Origin of the sequence: Prauserella muralis (assembly GCF_003202285.1) — a bacterium.
GTDB lineage: Bacteria > Actinomycetota > Actinomycetes > Mycobacteriales > Pseudonocardiaceae > Prauserella_B > Prauserella_B muralis.
The window spans coordinates 1,065,536-1,082,861 of the sequence record NZ_MASW01000002.1; the positions used below are offsets into that span (position 1 = coordinate 1,065,536).

The window sequence follows — 17,326 nt, forward strand, 5'->3', positions numbered from 1 at the left end:
CCGTCGGCCCCGCACCGCTCGCGACGGTAGGTCATCCGATGACTCCGGGTCCAGGGCCGCCGGTACGCACGGAGGTCGCCGGGCGTTGCCCCGGGTGGCCGGCGGCACAGTGGTGTGGACCCCTGTGCGCACCGGCCCGTGGGCTCGGCAATACTCCACGGCCGTGCTGGAAGGGGAGGGCAGGCACCGATGACGTTGCTGCGAGCGCGGGCGCGCGCGGAAAGCTCCGATGCCGGAGCTGCCTCGGACGCCGCGAAGCCGTCGCCGCGCCGATTCCGGCCGGAACAGCAGGGGCTGCGTGCGCTCGCCGCCGGACTCGTGGTGGCCTACCACGTGTGGCTGGACCGCGTCTCCGGCGGCGTGGACGTGTTCTTCCTGCTCTCCGGCTTCCTCATCACCGGTCAGCTGTTCCGGGCCTGCGCGCGTGGGCGGATCGAGTTCCGGCCCATGTGGGGCCGGATGATCAAGCGGCTGTTTCCCGCGGCGTTGACCGTGCTGCTGGTCACGATGGGCGCCGGGGTGCTGCTGCTGCCCGAACACCGGTGGTTCCAGACGATCAGCGAGGTCGTCGCCTCCGCGCTGTACCTGGAGAACTGGCGGCTCGCCGCCGACTCGGTCGACTACTTCGCCCAGCACGACACGGCCAGCGTCGTCCAGCATTTCTGGTCGCTGTCGATTCAGGGCCAGTTCTACGTCGTGTGGCCCCTGCTGGTGGCACTCGTGGCGCTCGTGGCGCGGCGCGCGGGCTGGGGGCTGCGGCCGGCGCTGCTGGCGGCACTGGGCACCACGCTGGCGGTGTCGCTGGCCTACTCGGTGTGGCTGACGGCGCTCGACCAGCCGCTGGCGTACTTCTCGTCGCTGACCCGCGTGTGGGAGTTCGCGCTCGGCGGCCTGCTGGCACTGGTGATCGACGCGATCCGGCTGCCGAGGCCGCTGCGGGTGCTGCTCGGCTGGGCGGGCGTGGCCGGCCTCGTCTCCTGCGGGCTCGTGCTCCAGGTGGGCACCGTCTTCCCGGGGTACGTGGCGCTCTGGCCGACCCTCTCGGCGGCGCTCGTGCTGCTGGCGGGCGCCACCGGCAGCCGCGCCGGGGCCGACCGCTTCCTCTCGTCGCGCCCGCTGACCTACCTGGGCGACCTCAGCTACGCGCTGTACCTGTGGCACTGGCCGGTGCTGCTGTTCTACCTGATCGGCAGGGACCAGCCCGCCGTCGGCCCGCGCGGCGGCGCCGTGGTGATCGCCGTGTCGCTGCTGCTGGCCGCCGCGACCCACCACCTGGTGGAGAAGCCGGTGCGCGAGTCCCGGATCGGCGTCACCACGCGGTGGGGCGCCTACCGCTTCGCCGTGCTCGCGCTGCTGCCCGTGCTGGTGGCGGCCGGCACCTGGCAGCTGGTGAGCACCCAGCGCGCATCCTTCGCCCTGGAGCTCGACGACCCCGGCCATCCCGGCGCGCACGCGATCGAGGCCGGGGCGCCGCTGCTCGACCCACGGGTGAACGTGCTGCCACCGTTCGCGGCGCTGCCCGACCAGTTCGACACGTTCCCCGACGAGGAGTGCACGATCTCGCCCCGGCACGCCGAACTGCGGATCTGCACCGTCGACCCGGACGGGCCGCCGAGCAGGCGGCTGGTGGTCGCGGGGGACTCGCACTCGCAGCAGTACATCGCGGCGCTGCGCCCGCTCGTCGAGGAGCGCGGGTGGCAGGTCATCTCCATGGGCCGCGGCGGCTGCCCGTTCACGGCCCGTTCCCACCATGCCGACCCGGTGGAGCGCGAGGCGTGCACCACGTGGAATTCCGCCGTCGTGGAGGAGATCGTCGCCACCAGGCCGGACGCGGTGCTCACCATGGCCAGCAGGGACGTGCGGGCCGGGCTGAAGGAATGGACGCCGCCGGGCTTCGTCGAGCAGTGGCGGACGATGGACGAGGCGGGGATCCCGGTGGTGGCGGTCCGCGACAGCCCCCGCTACTCCTACGAGCCCTCGGAGTGCGTGCAGAAGCACGGGCTCGACGCGCCCCGGTGCGCGCCGCCGCGCGCGCGGTACCTGGCCGCCGAGCCGCCGTACACGGCGCTGCCGGACGTGCCGCCGAACGTCTCGTTCGTCGACTTCAGCGACTACTACTGCACGTCCGAGGTCTGCCCTCCGGTGATCGGCAACGTGCTGGTCTATCTGGACGACAACCACGTGACCGCCGCCTACCTGCAGACCATGTCCCGCGCGGTGGGCGACCGGCTGACCGAGGCGCTCGGCTGGCACGCCACGCCCGTCGTCGCCGTCGAGCCGCCGCGCTGACCCGCGTGGCCAGTGCGGCGGCTCCGGGCGGGCTCAGTCGAGGGCGTCCAGCCGCGCTCCGCGGGTCTCCTTGCTGGTGGCCACGGCGACGACCGTCACGGCCATCGTCAGCACCAGGTAGCCGATCACCGTGCCCACGCCGAAGCTGTCGATCAGCCAGACCGCGATGAGCGGCGCGGGCGCTCCCGCGATGATCGACGAACCCTGGAACACCAGTGACGCGCCCGCGTAGCGGTGGCGGGTGGGGAACAGCTCGGTGATCCAGGCCGCCTCGGTGCCGGCGAGCATGCCGTGGAAGAACGCGCCGACGCACACCCCGAGCCACAGGCCGGGCAGGGTCTCCAGGTGGATCAGCCAGAAGAACGCGGGTGCCCACGCCACGAGCACGACCGCGGGCACGAGCATCGCGGTCTTGCGGCCCACCCGGTCGGACCACGCCCCGCCGCCGAGCATCCCGAAGAACTGGAACAGCGAGGCGAACGTCACCGCCAGGATGACGTCCCCGCGGGCGTAGTCGAAGGAGTTGGCGGCGTAGGCGATGACGAAGACCGTGTAGATGTAGAAGGCGATGTTCTCGCCGAGCCGCATGCCCAGCCCGTGCAGCACCGGCCGGGGCCGCGACAGCGCCTCCAGCACGCTCGAGCGCTCCGCGCGCGCGGCGCGGGCCTCGGCGCTGGCCTGAGCGGCCTGGAACACCGGCGACTCCTCGACGCTGCGGCGGATCCAGAACCCGATCACCAGCAGCGGGATGGCCACCAGGAACACCACCCGCCAGCCCCACTGGTCGAACGCCTCGCCGGGGAACAGGAAGGCGACCACGGTGACGAGCGCGGTGGCCAGCACCGTGCCCAGCGGCGCGCCCGCCTGCGGCCACGCCGCCCAGAACCCGCGTCGCCTCGGTTCGCCGTACTCGCTGACCATGAGCACCGCGGCGCCGAACTCGCCGCCGAGGGCGAAGCCCTGGATCATCCGCAGCACGACGAGCAGGACGGTGGCCCAGATGCCGATCTGGCCGTAGGTGGGCAGCAGCCCGATGCAGGCCGTGGACAGACCCAGCAGCAGGAAGGTGGTGACGAGCATGGGCTGGCGGCCGAACTTGTCGCCGAGGTGACCGAACACGATGCCCCCGAGCGGGCGGGCCACGAAGCCCAGCCCCTGGGTGGCCAGCGCCAGCAGCAGCTTGACGATGCCGCTGTCGCCGGGGAAGAACAGCGGGCCCAGCACGGTGGCGGCGAGGATGCCGTAGATGGCGAAGTCGTACCACTCCAGCACGGCGCCCGCCATGCTGCCGGCCAGCACGCGCCGGAAGCCGGTCCGCGGCACCGCTCCCGTCGCGGGATTCCCGGCCTGCCCGGCCCGCGGGGTGTGGTGTTCGGCCGGTTCCACCGGAGACGTCATTGTCTGTCCTTTCGCGTCAGAGGCCGAGCGTGAGCGTGCTGCCGCAGGCCCGGGAACAACAGGTGAGCATCATCGAGTTGGCGGCGCGTTCGGCTGTGGTGAGCACCCGGTCGCGGTGGTCGACCTCGCCGTCGAGCACCGGGGCCTCACACGTGCCGCAGAGTCCTTCCTCACAGTCGCTGGGAATGTCGATGTTGGCGGCCCTCAGCGCGGCCAGCACCGTCTGGTCCGGAGCGACGTGCACGGTGAGCCCGGAGTCGGCGAGCTCGACGTCGAAGCCGTGCTCCACGGCCGGATCGAGCTCCTGGCGCGTGGTCGTGAAGTGTTCGATGTGGAGGGTGTCCTCCGGCCAGGACCGCGCCTGCCGCTCCAGCGCGGTGAGCAGACGTTTCGGTCCGCACGCGTACACCTGGGTGCCATCGTCGGCACCGGCCAGTGTGGACACGTCGAGCCGGGCGCCCTCACTGCCCGGGTACAAGTGGAGCCGGTCGCCGTGGTCGCGGTGCAGCCGGTCGAGGAAGGCCATCGTGGCCCGGTCGCGGCCGCAGTAGTGCACCTCGTAGCTCGCGCCCGCGGCCCTGACCGCGTCGGCCATCGCGATGATCGGCGTGATCCCGATGCCGCCCGCGACGAGAACGTAGTGCCGCGCGCCGGTCGCGAGCCGGAAATGGTTGCGCGGCCCGCGCATGCTGAGCCGCGCACCCGGCCGCAGGCGTTCGTGGACGTAGCGCGAGCCGCCGCGGCTCTCGGGTTCGCGTAGCACGGCGATGCGGTAGACGCCGGCCTCGCCGGCCTCGCCGCACAGCGAGTACTGCCGCGACAGCCCGTCGAGGTGGAGATCGACGTGCGCGCCCGGCGACCACGCGGGCAGCGGGCGGCCGGACGGGTCGGCGAGGGTGAGGGTGACGATGCCGTCGGCGGCCGGTTCCACCGACTGGACCGTGACCGTGCGGGTGATGGCGCGCGCCGACGGCTCTCCGATGCGGACGGGGGTGAGGCGTCGCAGGACGGCCGGATCGGCGCGTTCCGGGTTGGCCGCCGGGTCCCACCGCACCCACAGGTGCTCCGGTCCGCGGAAGGAGGTGTTGGGCAGGTAGGTGAACCGCTGCCCCGGCACCAGTTCCAGGTGCGGGAGGCGGGTGGTCAGCTCGCCGAGGAACACCTGCAGTTCCATGCGGGCCAGGTTCTTGCCCATGCACTGGTGGCTGCCGTAGCCGAATGTCAGATGGTCGGTGGTGTTCTCCCTGCGGATGTCGAAGTCGTCGGGGTTGTCGAAGTGCCGCTCGTCGCGGTTGGCCGAGGAGTTGACGATGAGCAGCTTGGCGCCCCGGGGGATGGGCACGCCGCCGATGGTGGTGTCCTCGGTGACCAGGCGCCGCCACGCGGCCACCGAGCCCGAGTGGCGCAGGCACTCCTCGACGGCGTTGGGGATCAGGCTCGGCTCGGCACACAGTTCCCGCCACACCGCACGGTTCTCCAGCAGCAGCTTGATCGCGTTGGCAGCGGCGTTGGCGGTGGTCTCGTGGGCGGCGACGATGCCGGCCATCATGATCGAGTGCAGGTAGGAGTCGGTGATCACCTCCGGCTGCTGCCGCTGCGCGCGGATGCTGAACGGGATCCAGCCGGGCCCGGACGGGTCGCGGCGGATCTTCTCCAGCACCTCGCCCGCGTACTGCCAGAACCGGCCCACCGCCTCGGCGACCGCGACCTGCTCCTCCGGTGAGGGGCGGCCCCAGGTATTGACGGTGTGGGCGATCGAGTACTGCCGCAGCGTGGCCATGTCCTCCTCGGGTACGCCGAGGAAGTGCAGGGCGACGGTGAGCGGCACCTCCCACAACATCTCGTCGACCAGGTCGGCCTCGCCCGCGTCGACGAACCGGTCGACGTAGTCCCTGGCCAGCCTGCGCACCATCGGCTCGTGCTCGGCGAGACGGGCGGGGGTGAACGGGTCGAGCAGCGCGCGCCGCCGCGGCATGTGGGCGGGCTCGTCCTCGTTGACCAGCGTGCGGTTCATCGCGTAGCCGTAGCGGGCCAGCGTCGCCGTTGCCTCCTCGGAGACGGGCGTGATCTTCTCCAGCGCGATCGACGGCGAGAACGTCACGTTGTCGCGGAAGACGGCCTTGACGTCGTCGTAGCGGGTGACGACCCAGTAGCCGATCTCGGGACTGTAGAACACCGGCTCCTCGTCCCGCGACCAGCGCAGCGACTCGGGCGGGTCGGCCTGGTAGGCCTCGCCGAACGGGTTGAACGCCGCCGCGTTCGCCGAGACGGGCCGGCCGCCCGCCGCGGAGTGGTCGATCGGGCAGGCCCCGCTGGTCATTCGTGCTCCTCCGCGCTGATGAGCTGCGATTTTACTGATAACGCACAAGTTGTTCTGTGAGCGAACAGCGCTGAGAGTATGGCGGGACCCGGTGCGAGTCAAGGGAAAACCTGGCTGGGCAGCGGGAGACCGCCCGGCCACGGTCACGCGCTGAGCAGGTCCTCCAGCCGCCGCGCGGTGCGGCACACGGCGCGTGCGGCCAGTTCGGTGTCGAGCCCTTCGATGGCGACGACGCCGACACAACGCTCCACGGGCATGCTCGCGCCGACGGCGGTCGGCACGCGGATGCCCGCGGCCACCCCGACGGCGCCGCGTTCCAGCTCACCCCTGGTGAGGCTGTAGCCGTCGCGGCGCGCCTGCCGGACCGCCTCGGGATCGTCGGGCCGTTCGGGCCGGGTCGCCAGGATCGCGATGCCGGCCGCGCCCTTCGTCAGCGGGTGCCTGCTGCCCACGCGGTAGCCGACGGTGAGCACCGTGTCGTCGGGTTCGGCGACCAGCACCGCCACGCAGTCCTGGCCCTCGGCGGCGGAGATGAACGCGGTCGCGTGCGTCTCGTTGGCGAGCGCGTGCAGCAGCGGCTTGGCGTCCACAGTGAACTGCGGCTCGAACCGGGAGGCGAGCACGGCCACCCCGACGGCCAGCCGCACCCGCCCGTCGTCGGTGCGGGCGACCAGCAGGTGTTGCTCGAGCGTGGCGACGATGCGATAGCAGATCGCCCTGTGCACATCGAGCCGGCGGGACAGCTCGGCGATGGAGACGCCGCCGGGGGAGTGGGAGATGAGCTCGAGCGCCCGCAGCCCACGGTCGAGCGTCTGCAGCGTGCTCATCGGCCCTCCCGCCCGGTCCGCACGGATCGTCACCCGCGACCCTACTGTGCCTGCGCGACCGGCCCGACTTCGATGGTCGCGCCGCCCGGCGCCCTGGACACGCACGGCATCAGGTAACGCTCCCGCTCGTGCGGCTCCAGCACGAGGTCGCGGTGCTCGGCCTCACCGCCGTGCCGGTGCAGCCTGCACGTGCCGCACGTGCCGCTCTCGCAGGAGCTGGGCACCTCGACTCCGGTGTCCCGCAACGCCTGCAGCAGGGTCGCCGTCGCGGGCACGTCGACCACCTGGCCGGTGGGCCGCCAGAGCGCCCGGAACGGCTCGCTCGTGCCGTCGGTGCCGGAGACGCCCGCGAAGTCCTCGAAGTGGACGCGGCTGGGCCGCCAGTGCATGGTCAGCGCGTGCACCTCGTCCATCAGCGACGGCGGGCCGCAGCAGTAGATCCGGGCGTCGTCGTCGGGTTCGGCGAGATAGGGCCAGAGGTCGAGCCGCCCCGCGTGCGCGCTGTGGTGCAGCCGCACGGCCTCGTCCGCGGCCAGTTCGTCGCGGTAGGCCGTGTCACCGGGTGTGCGGGTCAGGTACAGCAGGCGCACGTCGGCCCCGCGCCGGACCAGGTCGTGGTACATGGCGCGCAGTGGCGTGATGCCGACGCCGCCCGCGACGAGCAGGTAGCGGGCGGCGCGGTGGAGCGGGAAGGTGTTGACCGGCGGGGAGATGCGGAGGTGGTCGCCGGGCTCGGCGCCGTCGACGAGGCTCGCCGAGCCGCCGCGGCCGTCGGCCTCGCGCGCCACGGCGATGACGTAGCGGTCGCGCCGGCGGGGGTCGCCGGTGAGGGAGTAGCTGCGCGTGGCGCCGCCGGGCGTGTCGACGTTGACGTGCGCGCCTGCCGTGAAGGCGGGCAGCGCCGTGCCGTCGGCGGCGGCCAGCGTGAACTCGCGGATCCGGGGCGTGAGCATCCGCTTGGCGGCGATCCGGACGGTCAGCGTGCCGCTCACGGCGCCGCCCCGAACCGCACCGCGTCGCCGGGCCGGATCTCGCCGCCGGTGACCACCTCGGCGTAGACGCCCATCTCGGCGTGCCCGTACTCCCGCATCAGCAGCCGGGGCACGCTCAGGTCGCGGCGGGCCGTCGTGGGGTTGACCTCCGTGGCGGCGCAGCGCTTGGTGTTGAGCACCGCCCGCAGGCGCACGGCTCCGATGCGGATGTCCTTGCCGACGAGGTCGAGCTCGCTGAACGGCGGCAGCCCGTCGACGTAGAGGTTGGCGCGGAAGCGCAGGGGATCGACGGGCGCGCCGACGCGCCGTTCCAGATCGCGCACGGAGGCGAGGTTGATGACGGAGACGGCGTTCATCATCGCGTCGCTGACCACCGACACGTCGGTGAAGCGCCGTCCCGGAGCGTGGGCGAGGAGGGGCGCCTGGCCTTCGGCGCAGTCGAGGGTCCTGGCGAAGAACGCCGACACGGCCCGCGCGCCGTCGGCGGTGGTCAGCCGGGCGGTGAGCACCGGGTGCTCGCGCACGGAGATCGTGAGCCCGCCGGTGGCCGGGTCCAGCCGGGTGGCCAGCCCCGCCAGCCGTTCGTCGCGGGCGAGCATGAAAAACTGGTCCTTCGGCAGCGGTGCGGCCATGCCGTGCTCGTAGCGGCCCTCGGGGCGGGCCAGCGCGAACGTCCGGTCGTGCGGCACCCCGCGGCCGGGTTCGAGCGGCACCGACTCCAGTCGTTGCGGGCTCAGCCCCTTGATCGGGTACACGTAGAGGCTGTCGACGTGTCCGGTCATGGCGTCCTAATCAGTTCTGGGAGTGAGCCATCCGGCACACTCCTGGTGGTAGCCGGCCGGCAGGTGAGCACTCTGGTGTCCTGGACTTCGAGTCCTGACGAAAGACAGTGCCCCTGCGGGTAGGTCGGGAGAAGTGATCGCTGCTGGGATGTCGTGCCGATCCGTGTGGTGTGAGCACTGCGTGATTAGGTCGCTGATGGTTCTCCCGCTGGCTGCGCACGGTGATCGATTTCGAATGCGGGAGGATCGTTGCGGCTGCTCGTGGGAGATGACTGGGCCGAGGACCATCACGACATCGAGTTGATGGACGCCTCGGGTCGCCGGCTGGCGAAAGCCCGGCTTCCGGAGGGTGTGGCCGGGATGGCTCGGCTGCACATGATGATCGGCCATCAGCTCGGCGAGACCGACGACGAGGACGCGGAGGTGGTGATCGGGATCGAGACCGACCGTGGGCCGTGGGTGGCTGCGTTGGTCGCGGCCGGCTATACGGTCATGGCGGTCAATCCTTTGCAGGCAGCGGAGTTCCGGCGTCGGCTGGGGGTCTCGGGGGCCAAAAGCGACGCCGGTGACGCCCACGTGCTGGCCGACATGGTCCGCACCCATTCCCACGAGCTGCGCCCGGTCGCGGGGGACAGCGCGCGGGCCGAGGCGGTCAAGGTGGTGGCCCGCACCCACAAGACGCTGATCTGGGAACGCACCCGCCACACCCAGCGGCTGCGGCACGCGCTGCGGGACTACTTTCCCGCCGCGCTGGAGGCGTTCGAGGGCCTCGACGCCGCCGAGGCCCTGGAGTTGCTGGCGAAAGCTCCGACCTCGGCGCAGGCCGCCCGCTTGACGATCACGCAGATCAGCGCCGCGCTCAAGCGCGCTCGCCGTCGTAACGTCGCCGAGAAGGCGGCGGCGATCCAGGCGGCGCTGCGCACCGAGCACCTGGGCCAGCCCGAGATCGTGGCTGCCGCCTACGCCGCCTCCATCCAGTCCCTGATCGCGGTCATCAGCGTGCTCACCGATCAGGTCAAGACCCTGCAAGGGCAGGTGGAGGCCCATTTTGGGCAGCACCCGGCCGCTGAGATCATCGCCTCCCAGCCCGGTATGGGAGCGGTGCTCGGTGCCCGGGTGCTCGCAGAGTTCGGGGACGACCCACACCGCTACACCACCGCCAAGGCCCGCAAGAACTACGCCGGCACCAGCCCGATCACCAAGGCATCCGGCAAGAGAAAGGTGGCCCTGGCCCGGTTCATTCACAACGACCGGCTCATCGACGCATTGATGACCCAGGCGTTCGCCGCACTGAAAGCCTCGCCCGGTGCCCGGGCCTACTACGACCGCCAACGCGCCCGCGGTGTCGGCCACAACCCGGCGCTGCGTCAGCTGGCCAACCGACTGGTGGGCATCCTGCACGGCTGCCTGAAGAGCGCCACCCTCTACGACGAGACGACCGCCTGGTCGCATCACGTCGAGAACGTTGCCGCTTGACATTTCAGCTCCTGGGATGTCTTTCGGGGAGGGGACGCCATGACGGTAATGCCCGCCGCGGCCCGGCCGGAGACCGGTCGGCCGAAATCCGGGCCGTCGGTGCTGGTCGGCGGCCTGCCGGACGCGCTGTCGGTGCGGCGGCCACCACGCGGCGTCACCGATGTCGTCGTGATCACGTCCTGCGCCGCCGGGCTGGGCCGCGACTCCGTGGCCGCAGCCCCGAGCACGATCGACCTGTCACGCTGGTGAGCCCCTGCGGTTGGTTGTAGGGTCACATCGGGTGTTGCCGCAGGTCCTTGGTGTTGGTGTTCGGGCAGGTCGGGCATGGTGGGGTCATGAAGTACGTCTTCCTGATCTGTGACGATGAAACGGTGTCGCCGTCGATGGAGGAGATCGCGGCGGACCCGGCGTTTCACGCGTATGACGCCGAGGTGCAGCGGCGGGGCGCCAGTCTCGGTGGCGCGCGGCTGCGCCCGGTGGCGAATGCCACGACCGTCCGCGTCCGTGACGACGAGACGCTGGTGTCGGACGGCCCGTTCGCGGAGACCAAGGACTTCATCGGCGGTATCGACATCGTCGAGTGCGCCGACCTCGACGAGGCGATCGCGCTCGCAGCTCGGCACCCCTACGCGCGCCGGGGTTGTGTCGAGGTCCGCCCCGTGTGGGAATGACCGCGCCGGACGAGGTGCGTGCCGCTGTCGCCGCGGCGTATCGGGACGAGTGGGGCCAGGTGGTCGCCACACTGATCGGGCTGACCGGGGACTGGGATCTGGCGGAGGACTGCGCGCAGGACGCGTTCGCCGCCGCGCTGGCGACGTGGGCGCGCGACGGAGTTCCGGCCCGTCCGGGTGCCTGGCTCACGACGACGGCACGTCACCGGGCGACCGACCGCCTGCGGCGCGACGCGACGGGCGCGGCGAAGCTGCGGCAGCTCGCCGTGCTGGAGCGGGCTCCGCTCGAGTGGGACGACCGCGCGGAGATTCCGGACGAGCGGTTGCGGCTGATCTTCACGTGCTGCCATCCCGCGTTGCCGTTCCCCGCCCGGGTGGCCCTGACACTCCGGACGTTGGCCGGGCTGACCACGGGTGAGATCGCCAAGGCGTTCCTGACCTCCGAGCCGACGATGGCCCAGCGCCTGGTGCGCGCCAAGCGCAAGATCGTCGAGGCCGGGATACCGTACCGGGTTCCACCGGCGGAGCTGCTTCCGCAGCGGCTGAGCGCTGTTCTCGCGGTGCTGTACCTGGTCTTCAACCAGGGCTACGACGAGGAAGACGGGCACAGGGCGCTGGCGGCCGAGGGCATTCACCTCGCCCGGACGCTGGTCCGTCTGCTGCCGGCCGAGCCCGAGGCACGCGGCCTGCTGGCGCTGATGTTGCTGCTCGAGGCGCGCCGCGCGCAGCGCACCGACGACGGTGTCCTGGTCACCTTGGAGGACCAGGACCGATCCCAGTGGGATCACGCGCTGATCGCCGAAGGTGTTGCGACGCTCGACGAGGCGCTGGCCCTGCGGCGTTCCGGGCCGTACCAGGTGCAGGCCGCGATCGCCGCCTGTCACGCCACCGCGCGCGACGCCGCGGCCACCGACTGGCCACAGATCGCCGCGCTCTACACCCAGCTCGCGCGGTTCGCGCCCTCTCCCGTGGTGGACCTCAACCGCGCCGTGGCGGTCGCGATGGCCGAGGGCATCTCCGCCGGGCTGGCGCTCGTCGACGACCTCGCCGAGTCCGGCACGCTCGATGGCTATCACCTGCTGCCCGCGACGCGGGCCGATCTTCTCCGCCGGGACGGCCGCTTCGCCGAGGCCGCCACCTGCTACGAGGAGGCGCTGAGACTGGCGCCGACCGAGGCCGAACGCCGCTATCTGCTGCGTCGTCTTTCCGAGCTCTGACCAGCGCAAAGGTCGCCACGGCAGAGTTTTGGACGGTTTCTTCCCCGTGGCTGTCGATCCCGGGCCGTCTCCTTCGTCGGTGGGGCGAAACCCACCAGAGAGAGGCGAGACCGATGTCGAACACCGAGTACCTGACCGCCACCATGACCGTCGACCGGACGCCGGACGAGGTTTTCCTGGCCATCACCAACGTCCGCGGGTGGTGGAGCGAGAATCTCATCGGCGACTCGGCCGCGCTGCACGACGAGTTCGTCTTCACCGACGACGGCGAGTACCCCGGTGAGGCCGCGCGATCCGGGGACGGCATCCGGTTCGCCCGGTTCCAGGTCACCGAGGTCGTGCCCGGCCGACGGGTGCGCTGGCACGTCGTGGACTCCGAACTCACCTTCATCGACGACCGCGACGAGTGGACCGGCACCGACGTCGTCTTCGAGATCACCGGCGGCTCGCAGGGCACGACCGTGCACTTCACGCACGAGGGCCTCACCGCGGGGGAGTCCGCCTGCTTCGAGGCGTGCTCGCGCGGCTGGACCTTCTACATCACCACGAGCCTGCCGCAGCTGGTCACCACCGGCGCCGGCCAGCCCATTCCCAGCTACCGCCGCTGAACCGCCGCGAGCGGAAAGGACCACCCATGTCTGTCCTCGAAAGCCCCATGGACCACCCCGCCACTCCGCCGACCTCCACCCGCCGGAACAAGACAGGCCCCAGGCAAGGACTCGTGCTGGCACTCGCGTGTGCCGCCATGGCGATGGTGGGCCTCGACATCGCCATCGTGAACGTGGCCCTGCCCTCGATCCAGCGGGACCTCGGCGTCAGCCAGGGCAGTCTGCAATGGGTCATCGTCGCCTACGGTCTCGTACTCGGCGGATTCCTCCTCGTCGGTGGCCGGATCACCGACCTGCTGGGTCGGCGCCGCATCCTGCTCGCCGGACTCGGCTTGTTCACCGCCGCGTCACTGGTGGCGGGCATCGCGCAGCACGGCGGCGTCCTGATCGCGGCCCGCGGGCTGCAGGGTCTGGGTGGCGCGCTCATCGCACCGGCGGCGTTGTCGCTGCTGGCCGTCACCTTCCGCGAGGGTCACGAACGCAACCGGGCCCTCGGCATCTTCGGAGCCGTCGGCGGGCTGGCCGGAACGGTCGGCGTCGTCGCGAGCGGTGTCATCGCCGCGGGTCCGGGCTGGCGGTGGGCATTCTTCATCAACGTCCCCGTCGGCCTCGTGCTCGTCACGCTCGCCGTCACCGGCCTCGCGGCCGATGCGCGCCGGGGCCGTTCCGGGCGGCTCGATGTCGTGGGGGCGAGCATGGTGACCGGCGGACTGCTGACCGTCGTCTACGCACTCCACCATGGCTCGACCCACGGATGGACCTCCGCTGCCACGCTGGCGTGGTTCGTCGCGGCCTGCGTGCTGATCGCCGCGTTCGTGCTGTGGGAGAGGCGTTCACCAGCCCCGCTCGTGCCGGCCAGCGCGCTGCGCAACCGCCCACTCGTCGCGGCGAACCTCACGGCACTGCTCTCGTTCGGCGCGTTCTTCTCGTTCATCTTCCTCGGCTCGCTGCTGATGCAGCAGGAGCTCGGCTACTCGGCGACGCACACGGGCCTGGCGTGGCTGGCCACGACGGTGACCGAGTTCGCGACGGCGTCGGTCGCGGGCCGCATCGCGACCGTCGTGGGCGTCCGGCGCCTGCTGGTCAGCGGACTGACACTGTTGACCGCCGTGATGGTGTGGCTCGCGCGGCTCCCGGCCGATGCCGGCTATCTCGCCGACCTGCTACCGGCGTTCCTGCTCGCCGGGCTCGGCTTCGGGCTCTGCGGGCCCTCGCTGCAGATCGGCGCGCTGTCCGGTGTCGCCGAATCGGAGTCCGGCCTTGCCTCGGGGTTGATCGAAACGACGCGGGAGATCGGCGCGGCAGCAGGCGTCGCCGTCATCGCGACCGTCCTCGTGGCCGGAACCGGCCTTGACGGCTTCCACACCGCCTTCGCCGCTGCCGGAGTCCTCGCCGGCCTCGGAGTTGTCGTCGCCGCCACGGGATTTCGCCGCGATTCCTGACGCCACGGCAGCACGGGGGTGTCCCGCGGACAGGTGTCACCGCCGGTGGTGCCGGGCCGACCCGGCACCACCGGCGGTGGCCTCCCACGGGGAAAGGCGGCGTGCGCGCCTACTTGCGGCGGCCCGAGAGCATGTCGCGGGCCTTGTCGAGCATGGCCGCCAGCGGGCCCGCGGTCTTCTGCGCGGCGGGGCTGGACGGCGTCGCCGGGTGCGGCCGTGTCGGCGCGGTCTGCTTGGCCTTGGCCATCTTGTCACCGAGCTGGGCGAGCCGGTCGGCCTCGACGGACTGCTGCACCTTCGGCCAGACCTGCGTCTGCTCGTACTCGATGTGTTCGCGGCCGTCGGCGATGACCCGTCCCAGCAGCTGCTCGAACTCCGGCTGCGTCGGCGCGGCCTTGTCCAGCGCGTCGAGCAGCTTCTTCGCCTCGGCCTCCTGCTCGGTCGCCTGGGCGGCCAGCTCCTGGCCGCCCGGCACGGAGTCGCGCACCATCGGCCAGAAGAACTGCTCCTCGATCGCCTCGTGCTGTGACTCCGCGATGACCAGCTCGGTCACCAGCTGCTTGCGGGCGTCGAGCACGTCGTTGTCGGCGCCGGAGGCGGCCGTCGGGCCCGTCTCCAGCCGGTCGAGCATCGCCAGCACGTTCTGGTGGTCCTTGCGCAGCAACTCGATGGCATCCATCGATGTCTCCCTGGGGTCGGGAAATGTTCAGGAACGTCACCGGGGGCTACCCGGTCCGCCGTCCCGTCACACCGAGCGCGCGTCCGAGGACACGGTTCCGGCCAGCGGCGGCAGTGGGCAGTGCAGCAGCGCGCACACCGTCCGCAGCAGCTCGCTCTCCTCGACCGTCAGCACCCCGTTGTGACCCGCGACCGTCGCCAGCGCCTCCACCAGCACGGCCTTCTCGGGACCCGCGAGGCCGTCGAGGGCAGGCCACACCGGGTCGAGCGCCACCGGCCCCTGCGGTGGCGGCTGGAACGGCAGCGCCGCGCCGGGCAGTGCCCGCGCCAGCCCGGCGCGGAACGCGGCCTCGGCGGCCCGCGGGTCCGCGGTGCCCGCGGCGGCCAGCACGGCGAGCACGGTGGCCACGGCCGGTGCGCTGCGGCGCAGCGTGGTGCGCGACGTCGTCCACGGCGGGCGGCGGTGCATCGCCTCGAACAGGTCGCGGTGCAGCAGCGTGGACAGGCAGTACTCGAAGACGCCGACGTGCCCGTCGGCCCGGGTCAGCTCGGTGATCGCGGCCAGCAGGGCCTGCAGCTCCTGCGGCGGGCGGTGCCGCAGCGCGGGGAAGGCGACCTCCGTCAGCGGCAGCCGCAGCGCGGGATCGAGCTGAGCCAGCGCGGCGCCCTCCTGCCAGGCGGCGTCCGCAAGCGTTTGCCCGCCGCGCGCGGCGAGCAGCCGGTGCTGGTGCGCGCGCACGTCGGCCCGTGGCGAGAACAGCAGCCCGAGCACCACGGGCACCACCGTGCCGGGGTGGCGGGCCTTCGCCTGCACGGCGTCGGGGATGTCGCGCAGCAGCCCGCCCGCGTGGGCGAACGATCCGGCGGAGGGTTCGCCGACCGTGGCGGCCACGGCGCCGGGATGGGCGGGCAGCGTGGTGGCCTGCCTGATCTGCGCCGGCTGCCGGGAGGTGAGGCCGAGTGCCTCGTCCTCGCGCAGGCCCGCCGGTGGCTCGGCAGCCCACTGCGTGCGGAGCCGGTCCAGCTCGGCGGGGTCGAACGCCGGGTCGAGCAGCTGGATGCGCCGGGCGAGCGGCGGGTGGGTGGCGAACATCGCCGACAGCCGCCTGCCCTCGCCGAAGAGCATGTGGCTGACGTCCTCGGCCTTGGCGCTGCGCAGGCTCGACCCCGCCTGCAGCCCGCCGATCTTCTTCAGCGCGCCGGCCAGGCCCGCGGTCTGCCGGGTGAACTGCACCGCGGAGGCGTCGGCGAGGTACTCCCGCTGCCGCGACACCGCGGCCTTGATGAGCCTGCCCGCCAGCACCCCGAGGTAGCCGATGACCAGCACGGCGAGCGCGACGACGACCAGCGGGGCGCCGCCGTTGTTCCTGCGGGCGCCGCGGCCGCCGCCGAGCATCATCCTGCCGACCACTGCCAGGCCGACGATGCCCGCGAGCACGCCGATCAACCGGATGTTGAGCCGCATGTCGCCGTTGACGATGTGGCTGAACTCGTGCGCGATGACGCCCTGGAGCTCATCGCGGTTGAGCCGGTCGAGCGCGCCCTGGGTGACGGCGACGGCGGCGTCACCGGGTGTCCAGCCCGCGGCGAAGGCGTTGATGCCGGGTTCGTGCGGCAGCACGTACAGTTCGGGCACCGGCATCGCGGAGGCGATCGCGATCTCCTCCACGACGTTGCGCAGCCTGCGCAGGTTCGGATCGGTGGTGTTCTCCGGCACGGCGACCCCGCCGAGGCTCGCCGCGACCTTGCCGCCGCCGCCCCTGCGCAGCAGCAGGGTGCGGATCCACGACGTCACGCCGATGAGCACGACCACGATCGCGGAGGCGATGGCCAGCGACTGTGCCGCCACCGAGAACGGCAGCCGCGACAGCCCGAACGCCAGCCACACGGCGACATCCACCACCGCGACGATGAGCACCACGGCCAGCGCGAACAGCCAGACCAGCCGTGCCGATGCCCTGCGCACCTCGTGCTGCCGTTCGAAGAAGTTCATGAGGCGTCAGAAGGAGATCCGGGGCACGTCGCGCGTGTCGGGCGAGTCCACTTCGAGCAGTGCCGCGGGAGCGAAGCCGAACATGCCCGCGACGAGGTTGGCGGGGAACACCTCCCGCTTGTTGTTGTAGGCCATGACGGAGTCGTTGTAAGCCTGCCTGGCGAACGCGATGCGGTTCTCGGTGGAGGTCAGTTCCTCGGACAGCTGCATCATGTTCTGGTTGGCCTTGAGGTCCGGATAGGACTCCGAGAGGGCGAACAGCCTGCCGAGGGTCTGGGTCAGCGCGGACTCGGCGCCGGACAGCTGCCGCATGGCCTGCGGCTCGCCGGGGTTGCCTCTGGCGGTCTGCTGGGCGGTGACGGCGCCGGTGCGGGCGGCGATCACGGCCTCCAGGGTCTGCCGCTCGTGCTGCAGGTAGCCCTTCGCGGTCTCGACGAGGTTCGGGATCAGGTCGTGCCTGCGGGTGAGCTGCACGTCGATCTGCGCGAACGCGTTGCGGTAGGCGTTGCGGCGCTTGACCAGTCCGTTGTAGGTGGCGATCACCCCGATCGCCAGTAGCAGCACGACGACGACCACGATCACGATCGTCACGACGGCTCCGGTGCCCACGTCCTCGCCTCCCTGGCTCGATGT

General features: G+C 71.8%; 15 protein-coding genes. 7 read left to right on the top strand and 8 right to left on the bottom strand.

The window, feature by feature from the left end:
* The first annotated feature begins 189 nt into the window (after nucleotides 1–189).
* Nucleotides 190–2,289, top strand: a complete 2,100-nt coding sequence (locus BAY60_RS16200) for an acyltransferase family protein (protein WP_112281749.1) — start codon at nucleotides 190–192, stop codon at nucleotides 2,287–2,289.
* Between the two features lie 33 nt (nucleotides 2,290–2,322).
* On the opposite strand, the gene BAY60_RS16205 is transcribed toward BAY60_RS16200, so the two are convergent.
* The 5 genes from BAY60_RS16205 to BAY60_RS16225 form a co-directional block, all read right to left on the bottom strand.
* The gene (locus BAY60_RS16205; RefSeq protein ID WP_112281750.1) at nucleotides 2,323–3,687 is read right to left on the bottom strand and encodes an MFS transporter; all 1,365 of its coding nucleotides are present in this window, start codon (nucleotides 3,685–3,687) and stop codon (nucleotides 2,323–2,325) included.
* A 16-nt stretch (nucleotides 3,688–3,703) separates the two neighbouring features.
* Nucleotides 3,704–6,007, bottom strand: a complete 2,304-nt coding sequence (locus BAY60_RS16210; protein ID WP_112281751.1) for a cytochrome P450/oxidoreductase — start codon at nucleotides 6,005–6,007, stop codon at nucleotides 3,704–3,706.
* A 143-nt stretch (nucleotides 6,008–6,150) separates the two neighbouring features.
* The gene (locus BAY60_RS16215; RefSeq protein WP_112281752.1) at nucleotides 6,151–6,834 is read right to left on the bottom strand and encodes an IclR family transcriptional regulator; all 684 of its coding nucleotides are present in this window, start codon (nucleotides 6,832–6,834) and stop codon (nucleotides 6,151–6,153) included.
* A gap of 41 nt (nucleotides 6,835–6,875) precedes the next feature.
* On the bottom strand, nucleotides 6,876–7,826 hold the full coding sequence (locus BAY60_RS16220; protein ID WP_112281753.1) for a PDR/VanB family oxidoreductase: 951 nt from the start codon (nucleotides 7,824–7,826) through the stop codon (nucleotides 6,876–6,878).
* On the bottom strand, nucleotides 7,823–8,608 hold the full coding sequence (locus BAY60_RS16225; protein WP_112281754.1) for an MOSC domain-containing protein: 786 nt from the start codon (nucleotides 8,606–8,608) through the stop codon (nucleotides 7,823–7,825). Before BAY60_RS16225 ends, BAY60_RS16220 begins: the two co-directional genes overlap by 4 nt.
* Nucleotides 8,609–8,857: 249 nt before the next feature.
* Between BAY60_RS16225 and BAY60_RS16230 the strand changes: the two genes are divergently transcribed.
* From BAY60_RS16230 to BAY60_RS16255, 6 genes are all read left to right on the top strand, one after another.
* Nucleotides 8,858–10,084 (top strand): IS110 family RNA-guided transposase, encoded by a 1,227-nt coding sequence (locus BAY60_RS16230; protein ID WP_112281755.1) that lies wholly within the window; start codon nucleotides 8,858–8,860, stop codon nucleotides 10,082–10,084.
* A 39-nt stretch (nucleotides 10,085–10,123) separates the two neighbouring features.
* Nucleotides 10,124–10,333: a hypothetical protein gene (locus BAY60_RS16235; protein ID WP_146771018.1), complete on the top strand. Its 210-nt coding sequence runs from the start codon at nucleotides 10,124–10,126 to the stop codon at nucleotides 10,331–10,333.
* Between the two features lie 86 nt (nucleotides 10,334–10,419).
* Entirely contained in the window at nucleotides 10,420–10,755 is a 336-nt protein-coding gene (locus BAY60_RS16240) for a YciI family protein (protein WP_112281757.1), read from the top strand.
* The gene (locus BAY60_RS16245; protein WP_112281758.1) at nucleotides 10,752–11,972 is read left to right on the top strand and encodes an RNA polymerase sigma factor; all 1,221 of its coding nucleotides are present in this window, start codon (nucleotides 10,752–10,754) and stop codon (nucleotides 11,970–11,972) included. The genes BAY60_RS16240 and BAY60_RS16245 overlap by 4 nt, the downstream gene beginning before the upstream one ends.
* 113 nt (nucleotides 11,973–12,085) lie before the next feature.
* Nucleotides 12,086–12,580: an SRPBCC family protein gene (locus BAY60_RS16250; protein ID WP_112281759.1), complete on the top strand. Its 495-nt coding sequence runs from the start codon at nucleotides 12,086–12,088 to the stop codon at nucleotides 12,578–12,580.
* Nucleotides 12,581–12,606: 26 nt separating this feature from the next.
* Nucleotides 12,607–14,022, top strand: coding sequence for an MFS transporter (locus BAY60_RS16255; RefSeq protein ID WP_245992532.1), 1,416 nt, complete (start codon nucleotides 12,607–12,609; stop codon nucleotides 14,020–14,022).
* A 109-nt stretch (nucleotides 14,023–14,131) separates the two neighbouring features.
* Here BAY60_RS16255 and BAY60_RS16260 read toward each other — a convergent pair whose 3' ends face one another.
* From BAY60_RS16260 to BAY60_RS16270, 3 genes are all read right to left on the bottom strand, one after another.
* Nucleotides 14,132–14,701 (bottom strand): hemerythrin domain-containing protein, encoded by a 570-nt coding sequence (locus BAY60_RS16260; protein WP_112281761.1) that lies wholly within the window; start codon nucleotides 14,699–14,701, stop codon nucleotides 14,132–14,134.
* Between the two features lie 66 nt (nucleotides 14,702–14,767).
* Entirely contained in the window at nucleotides 14,768–16,693 is a 1,926-nt protein-coding gene (locus tag BAY60_RS16265; protein ID WP_112281762.1) for a M48 family metallopeptidase, read from the bottom strand.
* A 6-nt stretch (nucleotides 16,694–16,699) separates the two neighbouring features.
* Complete coding sequence (locus BAY60_RS16270) at nucleotides 16,700–17,302, bottom strand: LemA family protein (RefSeq protein ID WP_245992533.1); 603 nt, start codon at nucleotides 17,300–17,302, stop codon at nucleotides 16,700–16,702.
* Nucleotides 17,303–17,326 lie beyond the last annotated feature (24 nt).